Genomic DNA, 26,102 nt, shown 5'->3' with positions numbered 1-26,102 from the left:
CGTCATTGCCCGCAACACCGTCAGGCTGCACGACTCGCCAGCCGTCTCCAAGCGATATCCAAAAGGATATGCCGGACCGGCCTGTTTCCGCGCATCACGCGGAAAGGAAAGCGAGTTCACGCCCATTCGTTCCCCTCTTCGAAGGCTTCGGGGAACGAGGCACGCGCGACCACCGGATCGATGATCAGCATCGCCTCGTAGCTTTCGGGATCGAAAGGATCGTCGTAGGCCAGCACTTCGCGGCCAAAGAGCCAGGACAGGCGCCCGGCATCGAGGTTTCCGCGTTCGAAGGGCTGATCGCCGAAATGCGCCCAGAGCGACGCCATGAACCCAAGGTCCGCGCGCTTGTCGGCCGCCTTGCGGTCACGATAGCGCTCGCGCCGCGTGATCGCGGTGATCCCTTTGGGATTGGCTCGGCGAATGGTGAATTGAAAGTCCGTGCCGGGAAGCCGGCTCGGAAAGCCACGGTGCTTCAGCATACCGGGCCCCCCTTTGTAAGGGCCCGTGGAAGCGGGCGGTGGTAGTCGGCCCTGCGGGGCCGGTAAGGCGGGACGGACCCGAAGGCCCGTCCCGTCGGCAAGTTACTTGTACTTGCCGGTGTAGACGGGCTCCGCGGTAACGGGCTCGGGATCCACGACCACGTACTCTTCTTCCTGCTGGCCGCCGCAAGCGGAAAGGGTGGCAACGAAGCCGAGCATGGCAAGCAGTTGGATGCTCTTGGACATCTTGATCTCCTGTCAGATTCTTCAGGGCGGACAGACCGTATCGGCCCTGCCAACCCTCGTTCCGGTGTTACGATTGCTCGCGTGCAATCATTCCCCAACATAGCGCAAGTTACGAAAAAGAAATACGTAACTCGCTTCGAGAGCAAAAATTCTCCCGCCGGACCCGTAAAATAAGAGGAAAATGAGCGGATTTCCGCGCGTGCAGGGGTCATGATCAGAAGGCCTCCCATGCGCAAATCCCGCCTTTTGGGCTATAGGCTTCGAAATATTGGGGTATTCCCGGTGCGGGATCACCAAATGCGACCGGTTCGGCCATAAGCGAGATCACGATCAGCGCAGGCAGCTTGTCGCGACCGCCAAGCCGCGGAAGCGCGAAACTGTCGCACAAATGCTGCATGTCAGGTGACACAGCGGCAAAGTCCATCGGCATGTCACCCCCGATACGGGGCGCAAGAAAGCGAAAACGCTCGGTCGAAGAGGCGCTGTCCCAGAGCGAGTCGTAGAAGATGACGGGCATGCCAGAGGGCACTACCACGGCGCTCTCCTCTTGCGCCGTGGTCTGGCCCGGCGCCATGGCCGCAGCCAACGCCAGAATGCCAAATCCGATCACCCTCGTCACAAGGATCTCCCCGTTCCTCATCTCGTGCAGCGGTCCGGGACGGCGCTCAGGCCGCCCAGTTTACCCAGCGCGCCCGGTTGGCGCGGTCTTCCAGAACTTCGGCGATCCGAGCCTCGACCGCCTTGCGCGGCAGCGCCCCGGCGACCTCTCCTCCGGCCTCGACACTCACCCCGCCCGCGCAGGGGCGCACCCGCACCACGGGCGCGAAGCCGCGCAGATCGCGCAGCGCCCGCCACATGTCCTGCCGGACCTGATGCGCCAGCCGCTCAAGCCGGCCAACGGGCGGCAGCAGCGTTTCGACCTTCAGGTCGAACCGCGCCGGGCTGCGCCGGGCGAGGGTCAGTGCCTCGCCCTCGCGTTCCATATGCCATCCCTTCACGCGCATCGGTCTCTCCGGATCAGAGCGGAATGTTGTCGTGCTTCTTCCACGGATTGCTGAGCTGTTTGTTTCTCAGCATCGCGAAAGCCCGGCTGACCCGGCGGCGGGTGGAGCGCGGCTGGATCACCTCGTCGATGAAGCCCCGCTCGGCCGCCACGAAGGGATTGGCAAAGCGATCCTCATAGTCGGCCGTGTGCTTGGCGATCTTCTCGGCATCGCCAAGGTCGGCGCGGTGGATGATCTCGGTCGCGCCCTTCGCGCCCATCACCGCGATCTCGGCGGTGGGCCATGCGTAGTTCACGTCGCCGCGCAGGTGCTTCGAGCTCATCACGTCATAGGCCCCGCCATAGGCCTTGCGGGTGATCACCGTGACCTTGGGCACCGTCGCCTCGCCAAAGGCAAAGAGCAGCTTGGCACCATGCTTGATCACGCCGCCGTATTCCTGAGAGGTGCCCGGCAGGAAGCCCGGCACGTCGACGAAGGTCAGGATCGGGATCTCGAAACAGTCGCAGAAACGCACGAAACGCGCGGCTTTCTTCGAGCTGTCGATGTCGAGGCAGCCCGCCAGCACCATCGGCTGGTTCGCCACCACGCCGACCGTCTGGCCTTCGAGGCGGATGAAGCCGGTGATGATGTTCTTGGCGTGCTCTTCCTGAATCTCGTAGAAATCGCCCTCATCTGCGACTTTGGTGATCAGCTCCTTCATGTCGTAGGGCTGGTTCGCGTTCTCGGGGATGATCGTGTCGAGCGAGCTTTCCACCCGCTCCACCTCGTCGAAGAAGGGCCGCACCGGCGGCTTCTCGCGGTTGTTGAGCGGCAGGAAATCGACAAGGCGGCGCACTTCGGCCAGCGCCTCGACATCATTCTCGAATGCGCCGTCGGCGACCGAGGATTTGCGGGTGTGGGTGGTCGCGCCGCCAAGCTCCTCTGCGGTCACAACCTCGTTGGTCACCGTCTTCACCACATCGGGGCCGGTGACGAACATATAGGAGGTGTCTTTCACCATGAAGATGAAGTCAGTCATCGCCGGGCTGTAGACCGCGCCGCCCGCGCAGGGCCCCATGATGACAGAGATCTGCGGGATCACGCCCGACGCCATGATGTTGCGCTGGAAGATCTCGGCATAGCCCGCGAGGCTGTCGACGCCTTCCTGAATGCGCGCACCGCCGGAATCGTTGAGGCCGATCACCGGCGCGCCGTTCTGCATGGCCATATCCATGATCTTGCAGATCTTCATGGCATGGGTGGCCGAGACCGACCCGCCAAGCACGGTGAAGTCCTGACTGAACACATAGACCATGCGCCCGTTGATCGTGCCCCAGCCGGTGATCACCCCGTCGCCGCTGGGACGGTTCTTTTCCATGCCGAAATCGGTGCAGCGATGCGAAACGAACATGTCGTATTCTTCGAAACTGCCCTCGTCGAGCAGCAGCTCGATGCGTTCGCGCGCGGTCAGCTTGCCTTTGGCGTGCTGCGTGTCGATCCGCTTCTGGCCACCGCCAAGACGTGCGTCGGCTCGGCGCGCCTCCAGCTCGTGAAGAATGTCTTTCATGTCCAATCCTCTCCGTTTGCCCGGACCATACAGTGGAGGCCCTTGCACTCAAGTCAAATTCGGCAAATTTGCAAACTCTGGAAATACCTCTGCAAGCAAATAGCAAATTCGCAAAAATCGCCTCAACGCGATGATACACGTAGACTTTGAGAGGCCCCCGGCATACGGGAAACCCATGAGCACCAAAGCCCGCGTCCGTTTTCTCGACGCCTCGACCCCGCCACATCTTGTCACGCTTGTCCTGCTTGCCGGGCTCTCAGCGCTGGCGATGAACGTGTTCCTGCCGTCGCTGCCGCAGATGACGGCATATTTCGACACGGAATACCGTCTGATGCAGCTTTCGGTGGCGATCTACCTCGCCGTCAACGCGGCGCTGCAGGTGGTGATCGGCCCGATCTCGGACAAGCTGGGACGCCGCCCGGTGATCCTCTGGGGCGTGGCGCTGTTCATGGTGGCGACGCTGGGCTGTATCTTTGCGCCGAATGTGTCGCTCTTCCTGTTCTTCCGCATGTGTCAGGCGGTGATCGTCACCGCCATGGTGCTGAGCCGCGCCGTGGTGCGCGACATGGTCAGCCAAGAAGAAGCCGCTTCGATGATCGCCTATGTGACCATGGGCGTCGCCGTCGTGCCGATGGTCGGCCCGGTGATCGGCGGCGCGCTTGGCGAGCTCATGGGCTGGAAAGCGATCTTCTGGTTGCTGTTCATTCTCGGCGGCGCGGTGCTGTGGCTGAGCTGGCGCGACCTTGGCGAGACCTCGACCGCCTCCGGCCTGTCGCTGGCGCAGCAGTTCCGCGAATACCCCGAACTGCTCACCTCGCCGCGCTTCTGGGGCTACGCGCTGGCCTGCGCCTTCTCGTCGGGCGCGTTCTTTTCCTACCTCGGCGGCGCGCCTTTCGTCGGATCCGAAGTGTTCGGACTGACCCCGGCGTCGCTGGGTCTGCACTTTGGCGCTCCGGCGGTGGGCTACTTCCTCGGCAACTGGATTTCGGGAAAATTTTCGGCCCGCGTCGGCATCAACAAGATGATCCTCTGGGGCTCGCTGATCCTGACCGCAGGCCTTGGCGCCGCGCTGATCACCTTTGCGCTGACCGGCGGCTCGGCGCTGATCTTCTTTGGCTTCATGTGCTTCGTCGGCCTTGGCAACGGCATGACCATTCCCAACGCCACCGCAGGCACGCTCTCGGTGCGCCCGCATCTGGCAGGCACGGCCTCGGGCCTCGGCGGCGCGATCATGATCGGCGGCGGCGCGGCGCTCTCGGCGCTGGCCGGGGCGCTGCTGCAGCCCGGCACCGGCGCATGGCCGCTGCTGTGGCTGATGCTAGCGACCTCGGTCGCGTCGGTACTGTCAATCCTCATGGTGTTCCGGCGCGAAAGACGGCTCGCAGGTCTGGACGCCGGGTAAGGAGTTTGCAAAATTGTTCCCAGCGGGGAGCAAAGGCGCAAACATGGCAACACGGAAACTCTATGCCGGGGCGAAGCTGCGCGATCTGCGCGGACGGCTGGGGCTGACCCAGAAAGAATTCGCGGCAAAGCTCGGGATTTCCCTGCCCTATCTGAACCAGATGGAAAACAACAACCGCCCGGTCTCGACCACGGTGGTGCTCGCGCTGGCGCAAGAGTTCGGCTTCGACGTGACCGAACTGGGTCAGGGCGATTCCGAGCGGCTGATCTCGGACATGCGCGAGGCGCTGGCCGATCCTATTTTTGGCGAGCACACGCCGCCCTTGGCCGACCTGCGGCTCACCGCCTCAAACGCCCCTGCCCTTGCCCGCGCGTTTCTGGAGCTTCACCGCGCCTACCGGCAGACCCACGAGCGGCTCGCCTCGCTCGACGAGGCGCTGGGGCGCGAGGGCACGCAGATGCAGCCCTCGCCTTGGGAAGAGGTGCGCGACTTCTTCCACTATTGCGACAATTACATCGACGCCGTGGACCGCGCCGCCGAGCACTACGCGCATGGGCTGGGGCAAGGCGGCGCCGACCTGCGCGGCGCGGTCCTCGCGCATCTGCGCGAGCGCGGCATCACCGTCGAGTTCCAGCAGTCCGCACCGCTGCGCAACTATGACGCCGAGCGGCGGGTTCTGACCCTCTCGTCGCTGGCGCAGCCCGAGACGCTGACCTTCCAGATGCTGATCCAAGTGGCGCTGCTGCGGCAGGAAAAGCTGCTGGAGGCGACGCTCGATCTCGCCCGCTTCCAGTCAGAGACCGCGCGCGGCATCGCCAAGCTCGGCCTTGCCAATTATTTCGCCGGGGCGGTGATGATGCCCTATGCGCGACTGCTGGAGGCGGCGCAGGAAACCCGCCACGATCTGGAGCTTCTGGCCGCGCGCTTTGGTGCCTCGGTCGAGCAGGTGGCGCATCGGCTTTCGACGCTGCAAAGACCCGGCGCCAAGGGCATTCCCTTCTTCTTTGCCCGCGTCGATCAGGCCGGAACCATCACCAAGCGCCACTCGGCCACGCGGCTGCAATTCGCCCGTTTCGGCGGGGCCTGCCCGCTGTGGAACGTGCATCAGGCCTTTGAGACGCCGAACCAGTTCCTGCGTCAGCTGGCCGAAACCCCCGACGGGGCGCGCTATGTGCTGCTGGCCCGCGATGTCACGAAACCGGCAGGCCGCTTCGGCGCTCCGGTGCGGCGCTTTGCCATCGCGCTGGGATGCGAGGTGAAACACGCAGGCGCGCTGGTCTATGCCGACGGTATGGACCTCAGCCGCGACCGGGCGTTCGAGCCGATCGGCATCTCGTGCCGCATCTGCGAGCGCACCGACTGCCACCAGCGCTCGGTGCCGCCGCTTGAAAAGAAGATGTCGATCCACCCCGAGCGCCGCGGCATCCTGCCTTACACGCTGGAATAGCGCTCAGCCCTCCTGCAGGCGCAGCGCCCGCTTGGTGGCAAAGACTTCCTGCCGCTCGACCCACGGGTATTTGTGGTCATCCACCACCGGCCCCCAGTACAGCTCGCCGCCAAAGCGCCACGGATCGAGCACGATGCCCTCTTTCATCGTGCCGCCCTTCTGGCTGACGATGACCGAGCTGTGCTCGATGCGGAACGTCTTCAGCGCGTTGGCGATGCCGCGGTGCATGTCGATGGTCTGGAAATTCTCCTGCTCGAGCCGGGCCTGCAGATCGTCGGCCCACTGGTAGCACAGGCCGCGCGGGCGGGTGCCATTGTTGACCTTGATGTTGTGGATATACGCCGGGTCGGTGACGTTCCATTTCACCGCAAGCTCACGCGGGTAGTCGATCGAGATGCGCGCCATGCGCTGCGCTTCCTCGGGATCGACCCCCGGGCCGAGATCCTCGATCGCCTGCGCCAGCGCCATGTATTCCGAGGGCGGCGGCGCGGGCACATGCGGATCGCGGGTGCCCGCGCAGGCCGAGAGAAGCGAGGCGGCCAGCAGCAGCGGCAGCAGAGAGAGGCGGGAGAGGAACTGGGGCACGGCTCGGACGGTCTTGTTGTTGGGAAATGGAACTTAAACTGACCTAGCGCGCGAGAGGGGGGCTGTCGAGCGCGGAGCGCTCATCCCTCTGCACGGCGCGTGCCGGGCGGGCGCCTGCCCGTGGGATGGCGCTGGTACACTTGAGGTCTGCGCTTTATCCCAGCCAGTTCCGCGCGCTTTCGATCTGTTGCGCACCGATGACAAAGCGCCAGCCCGCCGGGACGGGCAGGCGCTCGCCCGGCGCCTTCCGCTTGATTCCGGGCGACCAAGCACTCCTCCCCCTCGCTGCGCCTTGCGGGGCGTTGCTCGGGGGGGTAAAGGCAACGGGACTTTGACGGACATTCACGGACAGGGGGAACCCATGTCGATCGACATTCAGACGGCGGCACGTGTCGCCAAGCTGGCACGCATCCGCGTGGAAGACGATGCGCTTCCGGCGCTGGCACAGGAATTCAGCAATATCCTCGACTTCATCGAGCAGCTGAACGAGGTGGACGTGGAGGGCGTCGAGCCGATGGTCTCGGTGACCCCGATGCGCCTCAAGCGCCGCGCCGATGGCGTGACCGATGGCAATATGCAGGAAAAAATCCTCGCGAACGCCCCCGATGCCCGCGAAGGGTTCTTTGCCGTGCCGAAGGTGGTGGAATGACCGAACTGAACAAGCTCAAGCTCTCTGAGGCACGCGACGCGCTGCGCAAGGGCGACGTGACTTCGGTCGAACTGACCGAGGCCTGCCTGAAGGTCATCGAGGGCGCGGATGCGCTCGGCGCCTTCGTGCACAAGACCCCCGAGATCGCGCTGGAGCAGGCCAAGGCCGCCGACGTGCGCATCAAGGCGGGCGACGCGCCTGCCATGTGCGGCCTGCCGATCGGCGTGAAGGATCTCTTCTGCACCAAGGGTGTGCCGTCGCAGGCGGCCTCGGCGATCCTCGAGGGCTTCACCCCCGAGTATGAATCGACCGTCACCAGCCAGCTGTTCGACGCTGGCGCCGTCATGCTGGGCAAGCTCAACATGGACGAGTTCGCCATGGGCAGCTCGAACGAAAACACCTGCTACGGCCCCGCGGTGAACCCGTGGAAGCGCACCGGCGACGACACCAAGCTGACCCCCGGCGGCTCGTCGGGCGGCTCGGCTTCGGCGGTTTCGGCGGACCTGTGCCTTGCGGCCACCGGCACCGACACCGGCGGCTCGATCCGCCAGCCCGCCGCCTTCACCGGCATCACCGGCATCAAGCCGACCTATGGGCGCTGCTCGCGCTGGGGCATCGTCGCCTACGCCAGCTCGCTCGATCAGGCTGGCCCGATGACCAAGGACGTGCGCGACGCGGCGATCATGCTGCAGGCGATGTGCGGCCATGATCCCAAGGATTCGACTTCGGCCGATCTGCCCGTGCCCGACTTTGAGGCGATGCTGACCGGCGACATCCGTGGCAAGACCATCGGCATTCCCCGCGAATACCGCGTCGACGGTATGCCCGAGGAAATCTCGAAGCTCTGGGACGAGGGCGCGAAGATGCTGGAAGATGCGGGCGCGAAGGTCGTCGAGATCTCGCTGCCGCACACCAAATACGCGCTGCCGGCCTACTATGTGATCGCCCCGGCGGAAGCCTCGTCGAACCTCGCCCGCTATGACGGGGTGCGCTACGGCCACCGCGCCAAGCTGGGCCAGGGCGAAGGCATCAACGACATGTACGAGAAGACCCGCGCCGAAGGCTTCGGCCTTGAGGTGCAGCGCCGCATCATGGTCGGCACCTATGTGCTGTCGGCGGGCTTCTACGACGCCTATTACAACCGCGCCCGCAAGGTCCGCACGCTGATCAAGAAGGACTTCGAGGATGCCTTCGCCGCAGGGGTCGACGCGATCCTCGCGCCCGCGACGCCCTCTTCGGCCTTCGGTATCGGAGAAATGAAGACCGCCGATCCGGTGCAGATGTATCTCAACGACGTGTTCACGGTTACACTGAACCTTGCCGGGCTTCCGGGCGTTTCGGTCCCGACGGGACTCGATTCCAAGGGGCTGCCGCTTGGGCTGCAGCTGATCGGGCGTCCGTGGGAAGAGGGCGACCTGCTCAACACCGCCTATGCGCTGGAGCAGGCCGCCGGGTTCGCGTCGAAACCCGCCAAGTGGTGGTAACGGCGCCGGAATAAAGGACGAGGGCAGAGTGATGACTCGCATTTTCTTCGGTGGCGCGGCTCTGCTCGCGCTGACCGCCTGCACCACCCCGATCCCCGACAGCGGGCCGGGGGTCGGTTTTGACGACTACGGAAGCTATCAGGCCGAGCGCGCGCAGCGTGACGCCGCGCTCGAAGGCAGCGCGCCGGTGGATTCCTCGACGCTGCCGCCGGCAGGTCGCGATTCCAGCGACCCTGCGGTCGCCGCGGCCACCTCGGTGCTCGACGGTCCTGCAGAGGGCGCGCCGCTGCCCACCGCCGCCGCCACTCCGGCACCGCAGTCGGTGACCGATTCCGCAGGGCTTTCGGAAGAGAACAGCTTTGACGCGGTCTCGGCCGAACGGACCATCGCCGACGACAAGGCCCTGATCCAGCAGAACCGCGCGCAATATGAGGTGGTCGCCCCGACCGACCTGCCCGCGCGCCCCGACTCGGATGCGCCGAACATCGTGGCCTATGCGCTGCAGACCACCAACCCGGTGGGCACGCCGCTCTACAGCCGTTCGAGCTTCTCGTCGGAGTCGAAGGCACAGCGCAACTGCGCCAAATACGAGACCACCGACCGCGCGCAGGAAGCCTTCCTTGCCGACGGTGGCCCCGAGAAGGACCGCAACGGCATCGACCCCGATGGCGACGGCTTCGCCTGTAGCTGGGATCCGGCCCCCTTCCGCGCCGTGCGCGGCTACTGACGGGCAGGTGCAGCCGATCTGGCACCCTTCCGACAATTTCGGGCCGCGCCGACTTGGGGCGCGGCCCGAAATCGTAGTGCTGCACTACACCGCGATGAAAAGCGCCGAAGCGGCGCGCGACTGGCTGTGCAATTCCGAAAGCGGCGTCTCTGCACATTACGTGCTGGGCTATGACGGCACCTGCTGGCAGCTGGTGACCGAAGAGATGCGCGCGTGGCACGCCGGGCTGGGCGCATGGGGCTCGGTCGCCGAGGTCAATTCCCGCTCGATCGGCATCGAGATCGCCAACACCGGTGACGAGCCTTTCCCCGACGCGCAGATGGACGCGCTGGAGGTGCTGCTTTCCGGCATCCTCGAGCGCTGGCAGATCCCGCCGCAGCGGGTGATCGGCCATGCCTGCATGGCGCCGGGACGCAAGATCGACCCCGGCCCGCGCTTCGACTGGGCCCGTCTGGTGCAAAAGGGGCTGGCCGTCGATGCCGCGCCGCAGACACCCGGCGACGCGCCCGACCAGTTCCGGCAGGACGCGCATCGCTTCGGCTATCGGACAGAGCCCGAACAGCTCGATGCGCTGCTGAAATCCTTCCGCGACCGCTTTCGCCCCGGCGCCACCGGCCCGCTCGACGATGAGGATCGCGCGCGGATGGCCGGGCTCGCCGCGTGCTGGCCCGCCGCCTGACTCAGCGCTCACCTACGGACATTTTCGCTCGCCAAACAGGAGCCGCCCCTGCGGCGATCTGGGAGCTGGCGCGGCAGGGGCGGGTGCGTCCCCCGGCGCCAAGGCCGGGGGCGCTGTGCCGCGTTGGCCGCGAACCGTTGCGCAGGCCGGAACCGGGCAGGAACCGGGCCGAACCGGAACCTGACCGCCGGGAACGGTTGGCACCCGGGTGGAGACGAGACGGCACCCCAGAACCATACCGCCTGCCCGGCTTTGGCGCAGGTCTGGAATACCCCACCCCGCCAGCCGCTGAATTCTCACGCCAAGGTGAGGCGCGCAGGGGGGTGCGACAATTAATTTTGATCTGGATCAAAGGAGATGATTGCCCGGAACTTGGTCGCATTCTAAAAGGATGATCAGACTAAGGGCGTGGAGGAGTTTAGTGCGCGCCCTTGCGAGGGACGTACCTATACAGGAGGCACGCAATGGCAGATGCAGCCATTCACGGCCACGAGCACGAGGACGACCGCGGGTTCTTTACCCGTTGGTTCATGTCGACGAACCACAAGGATATCGGGATTCTTTACCTGATTACCGCAGCGTTTGTTGGTCTCATCTCGGTGGCCTTCACCGTTTACATGCGTCTGGAGCTGATGAGCCCCGGCGTCCAGTACATGTGCATGGAAGGCGCGCGCCTGTTCCCGACCGCGGTCGAGAACTGTACGCCCAACGGGCACCTGTGGAACGTGATGATCACCGGCCACGGCATCCTGATGATGTTCTTCGTGGTGATTCCCGCGCTGTTCGGCGGTTTCGGCAACTACTTCATGCCGCTGCAGATCGGCGCGCCGGACATGGCCTTCCCGCGGATGAACAACCTCAGCTACTGGCTCTATGTGGCTGGCTCGACGCTGGCGGTCTGCTCGGTCTTCGCGCCGGGCGGCAACGGCCAGCTCGGCTCAGGCATCGGCTGGGTGCTTTATCCGCCGCTGTCGACCAATGAAGCGGGCATGTCGACCGACCTTGCGATCTTTGCGGTGCACGTCTCGGGTGCCTCGTCGATCCTTGGCGCAATCAACATGATCACCACCTTCCTGAACATGCGCGCCCCCGGCATGACGCTGTTCAAGGTGCCGCTGTTCTCGTGGTCGATCTTCGTCACCTCGTGGCTGATCCTGCTGTCGCTGCCCGTTCTGGCCGGCGCGATCACCATGCTGCTGACCGACCGCAACTTCGGGACGACCTTCTTCAACCCCGCTGGCGGCGGTGATCCGGTGCTTTACCAGCACATCCTGTGGTTCTTCGGCCACCCGGAAGTGTACATCGTGATCCTGCCCGGCTTCGGCATCATCAGCCATGTGATCGCGACCTTCTCGCGCAAGCCGGTCTTCGGCTACCTGCCGATGGTCTGGGCGATCATCGCGATCGGCGCGCTCGGCTTCGTCGTCTGGGCCCACCACATGTACACCGTGGGCATGTCGCTGACCCAGCAGAGTTACTTCATGCTGGCCACGATGGTCATCGCGGTGCCGACGGGCGTGAAGGTGTTCAGCTGGATCGCGACGATGTGGGGCGGCTCGATCGAGTTCAAGACGCCGATGCTCTGGGCGATCGGCTTCCTGATCCTCTTCACCGTCGGCGGCGTGACCGGCGTGGTGCTGAGCCAGGCTGGCGTCGACCGTGCCTACCACGACACCTACTATGTGGTCGCGCACTTCCACTACGTGATGTCGCTGGGTGCCGTCTTTGCGATCTTCGCGGGGATTTACTTCTACTTCCCCAAGATGACCGGCAAGATGTACCCCGAGTGGGCGGGCAAGCTGCACTTCTACGTCATGTTCGTCGGTGCGAACCTGACCTTCTTCCCGCAGCACTTCCTTGGCCGTCAGGGCATGCCGCGCCGCTACATCGACTACCCCGAGGCCTTCGCCCTCTGGAACCATGTGTCGAGCTGGGGTGCGATCATCTCCTTCGCCTCGTTCCTCTTCTTCTTCTGGATCATGTGGCACTCGCTGCGCAAAGGCGCGGCATGCACCCAGAACAACCCGTGGAACGAATACGCGGATACGCTAGAGTGGACCCTGCCTTCGCCGCCGCCCGAGCACACGTTCGAGCAGCTGCCAAAGCGCGAGGATTGGGACAAGCATCCCGCCCACTGAGCGCATAACGCTCTGAGCGATTGACATAGACCGGCCCCGGGGGAACCCTCGGGGCCGGTTCTCATTTGCGGGACCGCCACAGCAAGGTTCCCACGATGCCCCTGCCCCGCCGCTTCGCCGCCATCGCCGACATTCACGGCAATTCCGACGCCCTGAGCGCGGTTCTGGCGCGTATAGATGCCATGGAGATCGAGTTCGTGGTGAACCTCGGCGATATGTTCAGCGGTCCGCTCGCGGCCGGTGAGACTTGGGAGATCCTGCGCGACCGCCCCATGCCCACGGTGCGCGGCAACCATGACCGCTACCTGATCAGCCAGACGCCGGAAGAGATGGGCCCGTCTGACCGCGCGGCCCATGACGAGCTGCCGCCGGAGGCGCTGGACTGGCTGCGCGACCTGCCGGTGACGCTGGAGTTGGACGAGATATTTCTCTGCCATGCCACGCCCGGTGCCGACGATCGCTACTGGCTGCATGACGTGGACGCTGGCGGCATGGTCCATCCCGCCGGGGCCGCGCAGATCGCCCGGCATCTAGAGGGGATCCCGCAGCCGCTGGTGCTCTGCGCCCACACCCATCTGCCGCGCGTTGTCAGCTGGCAACGGCACTGCGTCGTGAACCCCGGCAGCGTCGGATGTCCGGGCTACACCGACATTCACCCGGTGCCGCATGTGGTCGAGACCGGCACGCCCCACGCCTGTTTCGCGGTGCTGGAAACCGAGGGCGCGGCTTGGCACGTCGCGCATCACCATGTGCCCTATGATCCCGCGCGCATGGCACAGCGCGCCCGCAGCCGGGGCCGCGCGGAATGGGCCGAGGCGCTGACCACCGGCTGGATCAGCCGCGAGGCGGCAAATCCCATTGGGCAGACCGCGGGCGGGTGATACATTCCAGCCATGCCATACACTTGGACGATGGACACGGGGGAGGACGGCACGCAGGAGGCAGAGCTGAGGCTCTGGCCGCATCAGTCGCTGTCGGCCAAGGGGTTCGTCACCTTCATCGGGATCTTCTTCTTCATGGCGCTGATCCCCTTCTACAGCCTTTTGGGCACGCTGCTGCTCTGGGGGCTGCTGCCCTTCATGCTCGCCGCGCTCTGGGGGATCTGGTACGCGCTGCGCCGCAACGAGAAGGACCGGCAAATCCTCGAAGTGCTCACCCTCGGCCCCGAAACGACCCAGCTTTTGCGGCACAACCCGCGCGGCCCGGCGCAGGACTGGCAGAGCAACACCTATTGGGTCAGCGCGCAGATGCATGAGACCGGCGGGCCGGTGCCCTACTATGTGACGCTCAAGGGGGCGGGGCGCGAGGTTGAGATCGGCGCATTTCTGAGCGAAGAGGAGCGCAAGGCGCTCTATCTCGAGCTCTCCGACCGGCTGCGGCTCATGGCGCGGCCCTGACCGCGCGAAAGGTATTCATGGCTCAGGTTCCTGCCACCCCGAAGATGAAGCGCCGCGCCCTGCGTCTTGCCGCCGCGCTGGCGCCGTCTCTGGCCGAACGCCTGTCGCCCGCCCCCTCCGAACAGGCCGCGCTGGCGCTGCGCGCGGCGCGCCACGGCCACCCTCGCCCGCGCGCCGAAGAGGTGGTCTTCCTCCTCCCGCTGGTCGGGCCAGAACATGTGGGCGATTGGCAGGCGGTGACCGAGCGGCTGGCAAAGACGCTTCAAAGCTTTCGGCGCCAGAGCGGCGCATGGCGCGCGGTGATCTGCTGCCAGCAGCGCCCGCCCCTTCCCCGCGCGCTGGCCGAAGACGAGAGGATCAGCTGGCTGCCCTTCGACGACCCGACCCCCGGCAATGACAAGTGGCGCAAGCTAGCGGCGCTCTGCGATCATCTCGGCAGGGTCTGCAAAGCCCCGGCCTATGTGATGAGCTTCGACGCCGACGACCTGCTGCGCGATGGCGCTGTGACGGAGATGCTGGCCCGTCAAGCGCCGGGCTATCTCGTGGAGCAGGGCTATGTCATGGACCACGCCACCGGCGATGTGGCGCTGGCGGGCAAGCCGACGATGGCCCTGCCGCTGCGCAAGCCGTTCTGGAAGCTCTGCGGATCGTGCATGGCGCTGCATCACGACCCGGCGCTGCCGCAAAGCGCGGCTTTCCTGCGCGAGATGACGCAGCACGAACACCGGATGTTCCCCTATCTCGCCGCGCTTTCGGGACAGATGCCGGTGCCGCTGCAACGGCCCTCGGTGCTCTATGTGCTCAATCACGGGGAAAACTTTGGCGCGCGCCGGGGCCGCGTGGGGTTCAAGACCCGCTTCGTTCAGCGCTTCCGCCTCGAAGACGCCGCTGAACTGGCGCAGGTGGCGGAAGAGTTTCCCGCCCCCTGACATCTGTGCTGCAGCTCTCTTCGAAGAGAGCTGCAAAAGCCTTTGAAGGCGTTTGCCCGGCTCAGCCCGCGGCGGCGAGCCGGTCTTTGACCATCGGACCCACGGCACCGAAGTCCATGCGGCCCTGATAGCGCGTCTTCAACACGCCCATCACCCGGCCCATATCGCGGATCGAGCTGGCACCAACCTCGGAGACCGCCGCGCTGACCGCCTGCGAGACCTCGTCTTCGCTCATCGGCTTCGGCAGGAACTCCTCGATCACCGGGATCTCGGCCAGTTCCGCCTCGGCGAGGTCGAGCCGCCCGCCCTCTTCGTAGGTGCGCGCGCTCTCGCGGCGTTGCTTGACCATCTTGGCGAGGATCGACAGCAGTTCGGCATCCTCGACGCCATCGTCGTTGCCCTCGGCACGGGCGGCAATGTCGCGATCCTTCACTGCGGCAGAGATCAGCCGCAGCGTCGAGAGCCGCTGGCTGTCCTTGTCTTTCATCGCCTGCTTGGTCGCAGCCTTGATGCGTTCACGCAATTCCATAGGAACGGATATCCCCTGACGTTTCCAAACCCTGACACTACAGAAAGCCCTTCGCGCGCGCAATCCCGCCCTATACCAATGCAACCCATTGATTTTGCTATATTTCTATAGGAAAATCAGCACTTGACCCTTTCCCCGGCTTCCCTTAGGCATGGCGCGATTTGCTTCCCGCCCAGATCCGAACAGGAGTCGCGCCATGTCGCTCGCCACCCCCCAAAAGCCTACCGCATGCCTCGCGCTCGCCGATGGGACGCTGTTTTATGGACAGGGCTTCGGCGCAACCGGCGAGGCTCAGGCCGAACTTTGCTTCAACACCTCCATGTCCGGCTATCAGGAGATCATGACCGATCCGTCCTACGCCGGGCAGATCGTCACCTTCACCTTCCCGCACATCGGCAACGTCGGCGTGAACCCCGAAGATGACGAAACCGGCGAACCGGTCGCCGCGGGCATGGTGGTGAAGTGGATGCCCACGCAGTCGTCGAACTGGCGCGCGGTGCAGGAACTGTCGGAATGGCTCGCCTCGCGCGGGCGCATCGCCATCGGCGGCATCGACACCCGCCGTCTGACCCGGGCGATCCGGCAGCAGGGTGCCCCGCATGTGGCCATCGCGCACAACCCCGAGGGCGTGTTCGACGTCGAGGCGCTGGTCGCCTCCGCGCGCGCCTTCCCCGGTCTTACCGGGCTCGACCTTGCCAAGGACGTGACCTGTGCCCAGAGCTACCGCTGGGACGAGATGCGGTGGGCGTGGCCCGATGGCTACCTGCCGCAGACCAACCCGCGCAAGAAAGTGGTCGCCATCGACTATGGCGCCAAGCGCAACATCCTGCGCTGCCTCGCCTCGGCAGGTTGCGAAGTGACCGTGCTGCCCGCGACCGCCACCAAAGAAGAGGTGCTGGCGCATAACCCCGACGGCGTCTTCCTGTCGAACGGACCGGGCGACCCCGCCGCCACCGGCGCTTACGCGGTGCCGATGATCAAGGGCATCCTCGACGACACCGATCTGCCGGTCTTCGGCATCTGCCTCGGTCACCAGATGCTGGCGCTGGCGCTCGGCGCCAAGACCATCAAGATGAACCACGGCCACCATGGCGCCAACCACCCGGTGAAAGAGATCGACACCGGCAAGGTCGAGATCACCTCGATGAACCACGGCTTCGCCGTCGACGGGCAGACCCTGCCTGCGGGTGTGGTCGAAAGCCACGTCAGCCTCTTCGACGGGTCGAACTGCGGGATTCGCATGACCGACCGCCCGGTGTTCTCGGTTCAGCACCACCCCGAAGCCAGCCCCGGCCCGCAGGACAGCTTCTACCTGTTCGAACGGTTCGTGAACAGCATGTGATCATGCAGAGAACATTGTGCGCATTGTTTCTGTGATGCGCACAATTTAACCCTGTGTTTACCGCGATGCCCTGACCTGTCCGCGCCCGGAAAGGTCAGGAGCATCCCATGCCGAACCCGCCTCCGACGTTCGAAGACCAGCGCCGCGCGTCCCGCGGCCATGACCGCGGACGCCCTGTCTGCGCGGTTCTGCTCGAAGACGGCGCGCTCGATGCGCCACAAGCGCTCGAAGCGCTGGCCCGCAGTCGCCATGAGGGCACCGACCTTACCCGTCACCTGATCGCCGAGGGGCATGTCTCGCCCGCGCGCCTGCGCGACACGCTTGCGCGCTGCCATGGCGCCCCGGCACTGATGCGCAGCCTCACACCGCCCGCGCCCGAGCTTGCCGCCCTGCTGCCGCCGCATCTGTGCCTGCGCCACGCGGGGCTGCCCTGGCTCCGACGCGGCGAGACTCTGGTGCTGGCCGTCGCCCACCCCGAAAGCTTCGCCCGCCTGCGCGCTCATCTGATCAGCCATCGCGGCCCGGTCGAGATGGCCCTTGTCACCGAGCAGGACATTTTCGACGAGATCGCGGCCCGCTATGGCCCAGCGTTTACAGAGGCCGCCGAGCAGGCCCTGCCCACGGAGCTCAGCTGCCGTGACCTCAACAGGCTGCCCGCAGAGCGCTGCGCGATGCTTGGCGCCTCGGCCCTGCTTTGCCTGTCCCTGTTGCTGATCGCGCCCACCGCCTTCTTCCTTGCGGGGCTGATGATCGCCTCGGTGACGCTGCTGCTCGGCCAGATTGCAAAGATCTCCGCATTCGTCGCCGGGCTGCCGCCGCTGCCGCCCGCCCCACCGCCCGAGGGGCACCGGCTGCCCCCGGTCAGCCTTCTGGTGCCGCTGCACCGCGAAGAAGCGATCGCCGATACGCTGGTCCAGCGGCTCGGCCGTCTCGACTATCCGCGCGCGCTGCTCGATGTGCTGCTTGTGCTCGAAGCCGAAGACAGCACCACCCGGCGCGCCCTGAAAGATGCCGCACTACCGCCGTGGATGCGGGTCATCGAGGTGCCCGGCGGCACGATCACCACCAAGCCGCGCGCCCTGAACTATGCGCTCAACTTTGCCCGCGGCGCGCTGATCGGCATCTATGACGCCGAGGACAGCCCGGCGCAGGGTCAGCTGCGGATGATGGCGGCGCATTTCGGACGCGCCCCGCCCGAGCTTGGCTGCGTGCAGGGCATTCTGGACTTCTACAACCCGCACGCAAATTGGATCTCGCGCTGTTTCACCATCGAATACGCCGCGTGGTTCCGCATTCTCTTGCCCGGCTTCCTCCGCCTCGGCTTTGCCATTCCACTGGGCGGCACCACGGTGTTCTTTCGCCGCACCGCGCTGGAGCGGGTCGGCGGATGGGACGCCCATAACGTCACCGAAGACGCCGATCTGGGGTTTCGCCTCGCCCGCTTCGGCTATCGCACCGATCTTTTGCCGCTGGTGACGCGCGAAGAGGCCAACTGCCGCCCTTGGCCATGGATCCGCCAGCGCTCGCGCTGGCTGAAGGGCTATATGATCACTTGGTTCGTGCACATGCGGCACCCGCGCCGGGCATTGCGTCAGCTTGGCGCGTGGCGGCTGCTGGGGCTGCAGCTTCTGCTGCTCACCGGCACCGTGCAATTCCTTCTCGCACCGCTCTTCTGGTCGTTCTGGCCGATCCTGCTGGGCTGGCCGCATCCCTTCGCCGGACCCGAGAGCATCGCGCTTTTGAAAGCGGTCACCGGGCTGCTGCTGCTCGGCGAGGGCGTGACGCTGCTGCTTGGCCTCGCGGGGGTGGCGCGCAGCCCGCATCCGGGGCTGCTGCTTTGGGTGCCGACGCTGTTTCTCTACTTCCCGCTCGGCACAATCGCCATCTACAAGGCGCTGTGGGAGATCTTTGCCCGCCCCTTCTACTGGGACAAGACCGCCCACGGGCGGTCCTCCCCCGACCATCCGGATGCGGATATCCCCGAAGAGCGGCGCTGAGCCGGTTACGCGGTCTTGCGGCTGTCGAGCTTGAGGCGGGTCACGAAGGCGGCAGAGATATGCTCGCGCAGCGCCCGGTCCGCGGCCTCTTCGTCGCGGCGCGCGATGGCATCGACGATCGCGGCGTGTTCGGCCAGCGCATCCGTGCCACGCCCCTCGGCGGCCAGCGAGGTGGTGGCCATCAGCGCCATCGAGCGGTGCACGAGGTCAAGCTGCTGCACCAGATAGCGATTGTGCGAGGCCAGCTGGATCATCCGGTGAAAGCGCCGGTTGGCGCGGGCCAGCGCCGCCGGATCGTTGAGCAGCGCGCGATCCTCCTCGATCATGTCGCGCAGCACCTTCACTTCCTCTTCGGTCGCATGCCGCGCCGCGAGCCGGGCCGCCAGCCCCTCAAGCTCGGTGCGCACCACGTAAAGCTCGGCCATCTGGTTGTGATCGAGCGAGGCGACGATCAGCGAGCGCCCGTCGCGCGCCAGCAGCGATTGCGTCTCGAGTCGCTGCAGCGCCTCGCGGATCGGCGTGCGCGAGACGCCGAAACGCTCGGCCAGTTCGCTTTCCACCAGCCGGTCGCCGGGCCGATAGACCCCCTGATCGATCGCCTCGAGGATCAGCGTATAGGCATCCTTGTTCGGCGTCCGGATCTGGCTCATCTGCGGGGGGTCCTTCATAAGTGATGTGACAAGATAGCGGTAGCGGGGCCTTGGGATCAACGCCCCCCTTTGTCGCGCCCGCCGCTGCGGCATCAAGGTCGCAGTCCGGTGGCATCGCCGCCCGCTGCCACCCATTGCCGCCCGCCGCCCGGCGGCGTAGGTTGCGCGCCATGGTAAAGCAGCATTTCTCCCACGTGCGCCACTGGGTCTTCGACCTCGACAACACGCTCTATTCTCCGGCGGTGCGCCTGTTCGACCAGATCGAACGCAAGATGAACGACGTGGTGATGCGCGTCACCGGTCTTGGCGCCGCCGAGGCCAACGCCCTGCGCAAACGCTACTGGATGGATCACGGCACCACGCTGGCGGGGCTGATGGCCAACCACGAGCTCGACCCTGATGCCTATCTGACCGAGGTGCACGACATCTCCTTCGATGCGCTCACCCCCGATCCGCATCTGGCCGAGTTGATCGCCGGGCTGCCCGGGCGCAAGATCGTCTACACCAATGGCAGCGCGCCCTATGCGGCGCGGGTGCTGGAGGCGCGCGGCCTCGATGCCGCTTTTGACGCGATCTATGGTGTCGAGAACGCGGGATATCGCCCGAAGCCCGAGACGCAGGCCTTCGAGACGGTGTTTGCCCTTGATGGCACCGACACCGCCACCGCCGCCATGTTCGAGGACGACCCGCGTAATCTTGCCGCACCCCATGCCATGGGGATGCGCACCGTGCATGTCGCGCCGGAGCGGGCAAAAGGTGAGCATATCCATCACCATACCGACGACCTCGCGGCCTTCCTCGCACGGCTCGGCTGAGCCGCGGCGCGCGGCTGCGGGCCGAAAGACCCTGCCCGCGCGGCCATGCGACATTTTTCACAATGGGAGCGCGGAGACGCGCCCCCTATCTGCTGCAGGGCCCAAGCAGGAGATACCGATGACCGCGACCGACGTCACCGCAACCACCCAAGCAGATCACGCCAACCACGCCCCCGCCACGCGCGAGAGCCGCGGCGAAGCCGTGCTTTTCCTTGTGGCAGCGCTGCTGCTGGTGATCGGCGCAATCAACACCGTTGCCTTCGGCCCGGTGGGTCTGGCGATGACCGCGCTGGCGCTGGTGCCCGTGTGCTACTTCATGATCCTGTGGATCACCGTCGGCAAGTAAGCCGCATGGCCATAGCCGCCCGCCTGCCCTAGATAGAGGCACAAAGGAGAGCGGTCATGGATTACGACATTCTCATCTCGGGCGGCGGGATCGCCGGGCTCACCGCAGCCGCCGCCTTTGGAAGCGCCGGATTTTCGGTGCTTTGCGTCGATCCGGCGCCGCCGGTGACCGAGCGCGAGGCGCAGGGCGCCGATCTGCGCAGCACCGCCTTTCTGCAGCCCGCGCAGGCTTTCCTTGCCGAGGCGGGCCTGTGGGAGCGTCTTGCCCCGCACGCCATGCCGCTGCAGGTGATGCGCATCGTCGATGCCGGCGGAGACCTGCCCGAGCCGCGCATCGTCAAGGATTTCGACAGCGCCGAGATCTCTGAACTGCCCTTCGGCTGGAACCTTCCCAACTGGCTGCTGCGGCGCGAGATCTCTGCCCATCTGCACGAGATGGAGGGCGTCACCTTCCTGCCCGGCACCGCCACCACCGCGCTGTTCACCCGCGAGGCCGAGGCCCGCGTCACGCTCAGCGACGGGCGCCGCATCCGCACACGGCTGGTGATCGCCGCCGACGGGCGCAACTCGCCGATGCGACAGGCGGCGGGGATCGGGGTGAAGACCACGCGCTTTGGCCAGAAGGCGCTGGCCTTCGCCACCACGCATCCGATCCCGCACGAGAATGTGTCCACCGAAATCCACCGCACCGGCGGGCCGTTCACGCTGGTCCCTCTGCCCGATTTCGAGGGCCGTCCGTCGTCGGCGGTCGTGTGGATGGAGGAAGGCCCCAAGGCCGAGGCGCTGATGGCGCTGGATGACGAGGCCTTCGAGGCCGCCATGTCCGAACGCTCGTGCCACCTGTTCGGGCCGCTGAAACTGGCCTCGCGCCGCAGCATCTGGCCGATCATCGCCCAGCACGCTGAATGCCTCACCGGCCAGCGCCTTGCGCTGGTGGCCGAAGCCGCGCATGTGGTGCCGCCCATTGGCGCGCAGGGGCTGAACATGTCGCTGGCCGACATGAAGGTGCTGCATGATCTCGCGGTGGCCCGGCCGGGCGCGCTTGGCGAGGCCGCTATGCTGGACGCCTATGCCCGCAAGCGCATGCCCGACATCCGCGCCCGCGTGGCCGGGATCACCGCGCTCAACCGCACCTCGATGCTGTCGAACCCGCTGCTGCGCGACGCCCGCGCCACGGCGCTGGATGCGCTCTACGGGGTGACATCGGTGCGCAAGACGCTGATGCAGATGGGCCTCGGCGCGAAGGGCTAGCGCACCGCGCGGGCCGCAGCTCGCGGCCCAGCCGTCACCTTATTGCTCGGCCACCGGCAGCAGCGTGCTGCCTGTCAGTTCCTCGCTGAAGGGCACCGGATGCGGGTCTTGGCCGAGCCGGGCGCGATAGACCGGCAGGCTTTCCGAGACGCGCATCACGTAGTTGCGGGTTTCGTTGAAGGGGATCATTTCGATCCAGTCGATCATATCGATCTCGCCCTTCAGCGGGTTGCCGAAAATCTTCATCCAGCTGAGCGGCCGCGACGGCCCCGCGTTATAGCCCGCCGCCATCATCACCACGTTGCCGTCGAACTGCTGAGACAGGCTCTGCAGGTAGCGCGCACCGAGCTTGGCGTTATAGCCCGGATTGTCGAGCAGCCCGTCGAAACTGTAGGGCACGCCCAGCCAGCCCGCGACCTCTTTGGCGGTGCCCGGCATCAGCTGCATCAGACCCCGCGCCCCGGCGCCCGAGACCACCCTCGGATCGAACTCCGACTCGCGCCGCGCGATCGACAGAACCATCTCGCGCGGGATCGGGAAGCTCGCCTTCAGCAGATCCGGGTGCAGCGCATAATAGGGCCCCGGCATTTCGATGCCGTATTGCGCCGCGCGCTTGCCGACCATCACCTCCACATGCGGGCGCTGCATCTCGGCGAGCATCTGGCCAAGCTGGCCGATCTGCTGCCGGTCCAGCCCCTCGGCGAGATGCGTCAGGAAGCGCTCACCCAGCGTGGTCTCGCCCGAGGCCAGCAGCAGCACGGCGGCGTTATAGACGCTGCTCTTGGTGAAGGGGGCCTCGCGCCAGTCGGGAAACTCCTCGGTGCCCGCCAACTTGGGATCCGGCGGCAGCCCGGCGCGTTCGGCGGCAAGCAGTCCGTAAAACGACGTCTGATAGCGCGCGCCCTGCGCATAGGCTTGGCGCGCGCCCTCGGCGTCGCCCATCGCCTCCAGCGCGCGGCCCATCCAGTAGCCCGAACGGCCCTTGGAGATCGGCGAGGTCACCGCGCCATCGTGGTTGCGGAAATGGCTGAGCGCGGTTTGCGGATCGTCGAGGAACCGCAGCGCGATGAAGCCCGAGAGCCATTCCAGCGCCGCGTATTGATCACCCTCGGTCAGCCCGTGGCGCGAGGCGATAGCATAGGCGGTTTCAGGATCGCCGCGGCGCATCTTCTCATGCGCCAGTTCGTCACGCCGCTCGGCCCAGGCCCAAGGCTCTCCGAGCGCATCGGCGCTGCTCGAGCGTTCGAGCAGCAAGGAAATGGCATCCTCGTCGCGGTTCTTGCGCACCCGCCACAGGAAACGCTCGTAGGCAAGGCCGGGATCATCGGCCAAGGAGGCGGGAATCGCCTCGATCCGCGTATCCACACCAGCCTGCAGGCCGCGCAGCGCCAGCCGCGCCTCGGCGAGCTTGCGCCAGCCGTCCGAGACCAGCGGCAGCAGCGCGCGGGCATTGTCCTCCCAGCCCTGCCACAGCGCCATGTCGAGCCGCGCCTCATGGTGCGGCTTCAGCAGGTCGCCCCAGTCGCGCAGGAAGGTCTGCCGCTCTTCGGAACTGAGCGGCAGCGTACGCCACGCCAGCACGATATCGGCCTCGGCGGCACCGCGCTCTCCTTCGGCCATATGCGCCCGCGCCAGCGCCAGAGCGCCGGCCCCGGTCTGCGGCAGATAGCCGGTGAAAAACTCGCGGATCGTGGGCAGATCCGCCTCGGAGATGGCGATCTCGCTCTTCTCGCGCAGATAGGGCATGCCCGGCCAATCGGGGTTGCGGCGGATGAAATCCATCACCTGCGGTGCCTCCCCCCTACTCGCGCGCAGGTAGTTCCAAAGGATGACATCGAGCGCAGCCTGACCGTCGCTGCGCGACTCGATCAGCGCAGAGGCCCAGTTGCCCGAACGCATGTCGGCCATCGCCTTGGCGAGGGGCCGGTCCTGAGACAGCGCGGGCGTTGCGAGAATGGCGAGAAGCAGCAGGAGAGCGGCGCGGAGGCGCGACATGAGCTTGCAATTTCCCTGGCGAAAAGGAATAGACACGCGGCGAAGCTTAGCGCGGGGCTTGGAGCGTTCCAATTCACATTCCCTCCAGACCGGCGCTTCGCGATAGCGAAACGAACACATCAACATTCAAGGAGCGTGTCATGTTCAAAGGTTCGATGCCAGCACTGGTCACGCCGTTTAAAGACGGCGTCGTAGATTTTGACGCGCTCAAGAAACTCGTCGACTGGCATGTGGCAGAGGGCAGCTCGGCGCTGGTCCCCGTTGGCACCACCGGCGAGAGCCCGACTCTCAGCTACGAAGAGCATGAAGCGGTCATCGAATGCGTGGTGAAGACCGCCGCGGGCCGCATCCCGGTGATCGCCGGGGCCGGGTCGAATTCCACCGCCGAGGCGGTGCATTTCACCCAGTTCGCCGAGAAAGTCGGCGCGCAGGCGGCGCTGGTTGTGACCCCTTATTACAACAAGCCGACGCAGGCCGGGCTGATCGCGCATTTCACCGCGATCCACGACGCCACCAATCTGCCGATCATCATCTACAACATCCCCGGACGCTCGGTGGTGGACATGAGCCCCGCCACCATGGGCGAGCTGGCCAAACTGCCGCGCATCGTCGGCGTCAAGGACGCCACCGGCGATCTCGCACGAGTCAGCCAGCAGCGCATCACCTGCGGCAAGGACTTCCTGCAGATCTCGGGTGAAGACGCCACCGCGCATGGGTTCAACGCGCAAGGCGGCGTCGGCGTGATCTCGGTCACCGCGAACGTCGCTCCGGCGCTCTGCGCGCAGGTGCAGGCGGCGACCCTCGCCGGTGACTACGGCAAGGCGCTGGACCTGCAGGACCGGCTGATGCCGCTGCATCAGGCGATCTTTGCCGAGCCGGGCCTCTGCGGCGCGAAATACGCCATGAGCCGCCTTGGTCTCTGCGACGAGGAAATGCGCCTGCCGCTGCTGCCGGTGACCGAGCCGGTGCGCGCGCGCATCGACGCGGCGCTGCGCCACGCGGGGCTGATGAACTGAGCTTCTGATCGGGGGCTCTGCCCCCGCACCCCCGGGATATTTCGATCTAGACGAAGGGGCGGGCCTGTTTCTGGCCCGCCCCTTTTTCTATGGCTCGATTGTGGATTACGCGCGGCGCACGCTCAGCCCGCGTCGTCGCTTTCGACGCCTTCGGGCTGGCCCACCACCACAAAGCGCAGCGCGTCCGGCTTCAGAAGCTCGCCCGCGACGCGTTTGACGTCCGCGAGCGTGACCGCCTCGATATTGTCGTTGCGCGTGGCGATGTAGTCGGGGGTCAGCCCGTCCATCTGCATGCCTACGAGGATGCGCGCGATCGGCCCATTGCCATCGAAACGCAGCGGATAGGCGCCGGTGAGATAAGTCTTGGCCTGCTCAAGCTCGGCTTCGGTGGCGCCGTTCTCGGCCATCTTCGCCCATTCGTCCCGGATCACCTCGATCGCCTCGCCGATACGGTCGTTCGATGAGGCAACACGACCGAGGTAAAGCTCGGCGTGATCCATCGGCACGAGGTAGGAATAGACGCCATAGGTCAGCCCGCGCTTTTCGCGCACCTCGCTCATCAGCCGCGCTTCGAAGCCGCCGCCGCCAAGGATCGTGTTCATCACATAGGCGGCGAAGAAATCGGGATCGTCGCGCTTCATGCCCTTGTGGCCGAAAATGGCCACCGATTGCGGCGTGTCGAAGGGCACCACGGTGGTGCCCGCCGTGGTCTCGACGTCATAGCCCTCGGGCATCGCCGCGCCGGTCTCGGGCAGATCGCCCAGAAGGTTGTCGATCAGCGCCGACAGCTCATCGGGGCTGATGTCGCCGGTGGCGGCGATATAGACCCGGTCCTTGGCCATGGCGCCCTGCCACGCGTCGACGATGTCATCGCGGGTCAGGGCTTTGACGCTCTCCACCGTGCCCGATTGATCCGTGGCATACGGGTGATCGCCGAAGACGGCCTTGTCGAACGTCGCGCTGGCGATGGAATCGGGATCCTTCGCGTCGCTGCGAATGCCCGAGATCACCTGCTGGCGCACGCGCTCGATCGCGGTCTCGGAAAAGCTCGGCTCGATCAGGCTCTGGCGCAGAAGCTCGGCGGCCTCATCGCGGTTCTCGGTCAGAAACCGCGCCGAGACCGACACCGAGTCCGGCCCCGCGTCATATCCGAAGCTGGCGGCCAGCGCCTCGGATTCGGCTGCAAACCCCTGCGCGTCATAGGCGCCAGCGCCCTCTTCCAGCAGGCCCACCATCAGGTTGGTGGCACCGCGCTTGCCCGGCGCATCCAGCGAGGTTCCGCCTTTGAAGCGGATCTCGAGCGAGGTGAAAGGGATCGAGGGCTCTTCGACCAGCCACGCCTTGAAGCCCATGGGGGTTTCGATCTGCTGGATGTCGACCTCCGCCGCGGCGGGCAGGGCGAACATCAGCGAGGTGGCCGCCGCAAAGAGCGGCATCATTACGGTGCGGG

The 26,102-nt window shown here is 65.9% G+C and carries 26 protein-coding genes; 16 read left to right on the top strand and 10 right to left on the bottom strand.

What is annotated here, in order from left to right; genetic code table 11:
* Positions 1 to 116: 116 nt before the first annotated feature.
* The 5 genes from G0A00_RS06340 to G0A00_RS06325 all read right to left on the bottom strand — a co-directional run bounded on the left by G0A00_RS06340 (position 117) and on the right by G0A00_RS06325 (position 3,275).
* Positions 117 to 479 (bottom strand): hypothetical protein, encoded by a 363-nt coding sequence (locus G0A00_RS06340; protein WP_164179450.1) that lies wholly within the window; start codon positions 477 to 479, stop codon positions 117 to 119.
* Positions 480 to 581: 102 nt separating this feature from the next.
* The gene (locus G0A00_RS26340; protein ID WP_176806568.1) at positions 582 to 725 is read right to left on the bottom strand and encodes a hypothetical protein; all 144 of its coding nucleotides are present in this window, start codon (positions 723 to 725) and stop codon (positions 582 to 584) included.
* 214 nt (positions 726 to 939) lie between these two features.
* Positions 940 to 1,344, bottom strand: a complete 405-nt coding sequence (locus G0A00_RS06335; protein WP_368667668.1) for a DUF6497 family protein — start codon at positions 1,342 to 1,344, stop codon at positions 940 to 942.
* Between the two features lie 46 nt (positions 1,345 to 1,390).
* Positions 1,391 to 1,729, bottom strand: a complete 339-nt coding sequence (locus G0A00_RS06330) for a hypothetical protein (protein WP_164179448.1) — start codon at positions 1,727 to 1,729, stop codon at positions 1,391 to 1,393.
* A gap of 13 nt (positions 1,730 to 1,742) precedes the next feature.
* Positions 1,743 to 3,275, bottom strand: a complete 1,533-nt coding sequence (locus G0A00_RS06325; RefSeq protein WP_164179446.1) for an acyl-CoA carboxylase subunit beta — start codon at positions 3,273 to 3,275, stop codon at positions 1,743 to 1,745.
* Between the two features lie 175 nt (positions 3,276 to 3,450).
* Here G0A00_RS06325 and G0A00_RS06320 point away from each other — a divergent pair, with 175 nt between their 5' ends.
* The gene (locus G0A00_RS06320; protein ID WP_164179444.1) at positions 3,451 to 4,677 is read left to right on the top strand and encodes a multidrug effflux MFS transporter; all 1,227 of its coding nucleotides are present in this window, start codon (positions 3,451 to 3,453) and stop codon (positions 4,675 to 4,677) included.
* A 43-nt stretch (positions 4,678 to 4,720) separates the two neighbouring features.
* Positions 4,721 to 6,124, top strand: a complete 1,404-nt coding sequence (locus tag G0A00_RS06315; RefSeq protein ID WP_164179442.1) for a short-chain fatty acyl-CoA regulator family protein — start codon at positions 4,721 to 4,723, stop codon at positions 6,122 to 6,124.
* 3 nt (positions 6,125 to 6,127) lie between these two features.
* On the opposite strand, the gene G0A00_RS06310 is transcribed toward G0A00_RS06315, so the two are convergent.
* Complete coding sequence (locus G0A00_RS06310) at positions 6,128 to 6,709, bottom strand: hypothetical protein (protein WP_164179440.1); 582 nt, start codon at positions 6,707 to 6,709, stop codon at positions 6,128 to 6,130.
* Positions 6,710 to 7,070: 361 nt separating this feature from the next.
* Between G0A00_RS06310 and gatC the strand changes: the two genes are divergently transcribed.
* The 8 genes from gatC (at position 7,071) to G0A00_RS06270 (ending at position 14,712) form a co-directional block, all read left to right on the top strand.
* Positions 7,071 to 7,358, top strand: coding sequence for an Asp-tRNA(Asn)/Glu-tRNA(Gln) amidotransferase subunit GatC (gatC, locus tag G0A00_RS06305; protein ID WP_066108524.1), 288 nt, complete (start codon positions 7,071 to 7,073; stop codon positions 7,356 to 7,358).
* Positions 7,355 to 8,842, top strand: a complete 1,488-nt coding sequence (gatA, locus tag G0A00_RS06300) for an Asp-tRNA(Asn)/Glu-tRNA(Gln) amidotransferase subunit GatA (protein WP_164179438.1) — start codon at positions 7,355 to 7,357, stop codon at positions 8,840 to 8,842. The genes gatC and gatA overlap by 4 nt, the downstream gene beginning before the upstream one ends.
* A 31-nt stretch (positions 8,843 to 8,873) precedes the next feature.
* Entirely contained in the window at positions 8,874 to 9,569 is a 696-nt protein-coding gene (locus G0A00_RS06295) for a hypothetical protein (protein ID WP_066108518.1), read from the top strand.
* Positions 9,570 to 9,576: 7 nt separating this feature from the next.
* Positions 9,577 to 10,248 carry an N-acetylmuramoyl-L-alanine amidase gene (locus tag G0A00_RS06290; protein WP_368667667.1) on the top strand — a complete coding sequence of 224 codons (672 nt, stop codon included), beginning with the start codon at positions 9,577 to 9,579 and terminating at the stop codon, positions 10,246 to 10,248.
* Positions 10,249 to 10,712: 464 nt separating this feature from the next.
* A complete protein-coding gene (ctaD, locus tag G0A00_RS06285; protein WP_066108512.1) occupies positions 10,713 to 12,386 on the top strand; it encodes a cytochrome c oxidase subunit I in 1,674 nt (557 codons plus the stop codon).
* Between the two features lie 95 nt (positions 12,387 to 12,481).
* Positions 12,482 to 13,267, top strand: coding sequence for a metallophosphoesterase (locus G0A00_RS06280; RefSeq protein WP_164179434.1), 786 nt, complete (start codon positions 12,482 to 12,484; stop codon positions 13,265 to 13,267).
* Positions 13,268 to 13,279: 12 nt separating this feature from the next.
* Positions 13,280 to 13,783: a DUF2244 domain-containing protein gene (locus G0A00_RS06275; protein ID WP_164179432.1), complete on the top strand. Its 504-nt coding sequence runs from the start codon at positions 13,280 to 13,282 to the stop codon at positions 13,781 to 13,783.
* A 17-nt stretch (positions 13,784 to 13,800) separates the two neighbouring features.
* Positions 13,801 to 14,712, top strand: a complete 912-nt coding sequence (locus G0A00_RS06270; RefSeq protein ID WP_164179430.1) for a hypothetical protein — start codon at positions 13,801 to 13,803, stop codon at positions 14,710 to 14,712.
* 61 nt (positions 14,713 to 14,773) lie between these two features.
* Here G0A00_RS06270 and G0A00_RS06265 read toward each other — a convergent pair whose 3' ends face one another.
* Positions 14,774 to 15,241, bottom strand: a complete 468-nt coding sequence (locus G0A00_RS06265) for a GatB/YqeY domain-containing protein (RefSeq protein WP_066108498.1) — start codon at positions 15,239 to 15,241, stop codon at positions 14,774 to 14,776.
* A 196-nt stretch (positions 15,242 to 15,437) separates the two neighbouring features.
* Between G0A00_RS06265 and carA the strand changes: the two genes are divergently transcribed.
* Both carA and G0A00_RS06255 read left to right on the top strand, forming a co-directional pair.
* On the top strand, positions 15,438 to 16,583 hold the full coding sequence (carA, locus tag G0A00_RS06260) for a glutamine-hydrolyzing carbamoyl-phosphate synthase small subunit (protein WP_164179428.1): 1,146 nt from the start codon (positions 15,438 to 15,440) through the stop codon (positions 16,581 to 16,583).
* Positions 16,584 to 16,690: 107 nt separating this feature from the next.
* Entirely contained in the window at positions 16,691 to 18,580 is a 1,890-nt protein-coding gene (locus G0A00_RS06255; RefSeq protein WP_164179419.1) for a glycosyltransferase family 2 protein, read from the top strand.
* A gap of 5 nt (positions 18,581 to 18,585) precedes the next feature.
* Here the strand turns inward: G0A00_RS06255 and G0A00_RS06250 are convergent, their stop codons facing one another.
* The gene (locus tag G0A00_RS06250; protein ID WP_066108491.1) at positions 18,586 to 19,230 is read right to left on the bottom strand and encodes a GntR family transcriptional regulator; all 645 of its coding nucleotides are present in this window, start codon (positions 19,228 to 19,230) and stop codon (positions 18,586 to 18,588) included.
* 170 nt (positions 19,231 to 19,400) lie between these two features.
* Here G0A00_RS06250 and G0A00_RS06245 point away from each other — a divergent pair, with 170 nt between their 5' ends.
* The 3 genes from G0A00_RS06245 to G0A00_RS06235 all read left to right on the top strand — a co-directional run bounded on the left by G0A00_RS06245 (position 19,401) and on the right by G0A00_RS06235 (position 21,641).
* Positions 19,401 to 20,045, top strand: a complete 645-nt coding sequence (locus G0A00_RS06245; RefSeq protein ID WP_164179417.1) for a pyrimidine 5'-nucleotidase — start codon at positions 19,401 to 19,403, stop codon at positions 20,043 to 20,045.
* Between the two features lie 118 nt (positions 20,046 to 20,163).
* Positions 20,164 to 20,391: a hypothetical protein gene (locus G0A00_RS06240; protein WP_164179415.1), complete on the top strand. Its 228-nt coding sequence runs from the start codon at positions 20,164 to 20,166 to the stop codon at positions 20,389 to 20,391.
* A gap of 56 nt (positions 20,392 to 20,447) precedes the next feature.
* Positions 20,448 to 21,641, top strand: a complete 1,194-nt coding sequence (locus G0A00_RS06235) for a UbiH/UbiF family hydroxylase (RefSeq protein ID WP_164179413.1) — start codon at positions 20,448 to 20,450, stop codon at positions 21,639 to 21,641.
* A 39-nt stretch (positions 21,642 to 21,680) separates the two neighbouring features.
* On the opposite strand, the gene G0A00_RS06230 is transcribed toward G0A00_RS06235, so the two are convergent.
* Positions 21,681 to 23,636, bottom strand: coding sequence for a lytic transglycosylase domain-containing protein (locus G0A00_RS06230; RefSeq protein ID WP_164179411.1), 1,956 nt, complete (start codon positions 23,634 to 23,636; stop codon positions 21,681 to 21,683).
* Positions 23,637 to 23,776: 140 nt separating this feature from the next.
* Here G0A00_RS06230 and dapA point away from each other — a divergent pair, with 140 nt between their 5' ends.
* Complete coding sequence (gene dapA / locus G0A00_RS06225) at positions 23,777 to 24,652, top strand: 4-hydroxy-tetrahydrodipicolinate synthase (RefSeq protein WP_164179409.1); 876 nt, start codon at positions 23,777 to 23,779, stop codon at positions 24,650 to 24,652.
* 122 nt (positions 24,653 to 24,774) lie between these two features.
* On the opposite strand, the gene G0A00_RS06220 is transcribed toward dapA, so the two are convergent.
* Entirely contained in the window at positions 24,775 to 26,091 is a 1,317-nt protein-coding gene (locus tag G0A00_RS06220; protein WP_164179508.1) for a pitrilysin family protein, read from the bottom strand.
* Positions 26,092 to 26,102: the final 11 nt, after the last annotated feature.

It is taken from the genome of Salipiger sp. PrR002 (assembly GCF_010500775.1).
Lineage (GTDB): Bacteria > Pseudomonadota > Alphaproteobacteria > Rhodobacterales > Rhodobacteraceae > Salipiger.
Note: the sequence above shows the minus strand (reverse complement) of the source record. Positions and strands in the feature narration are given on the sequence as shown.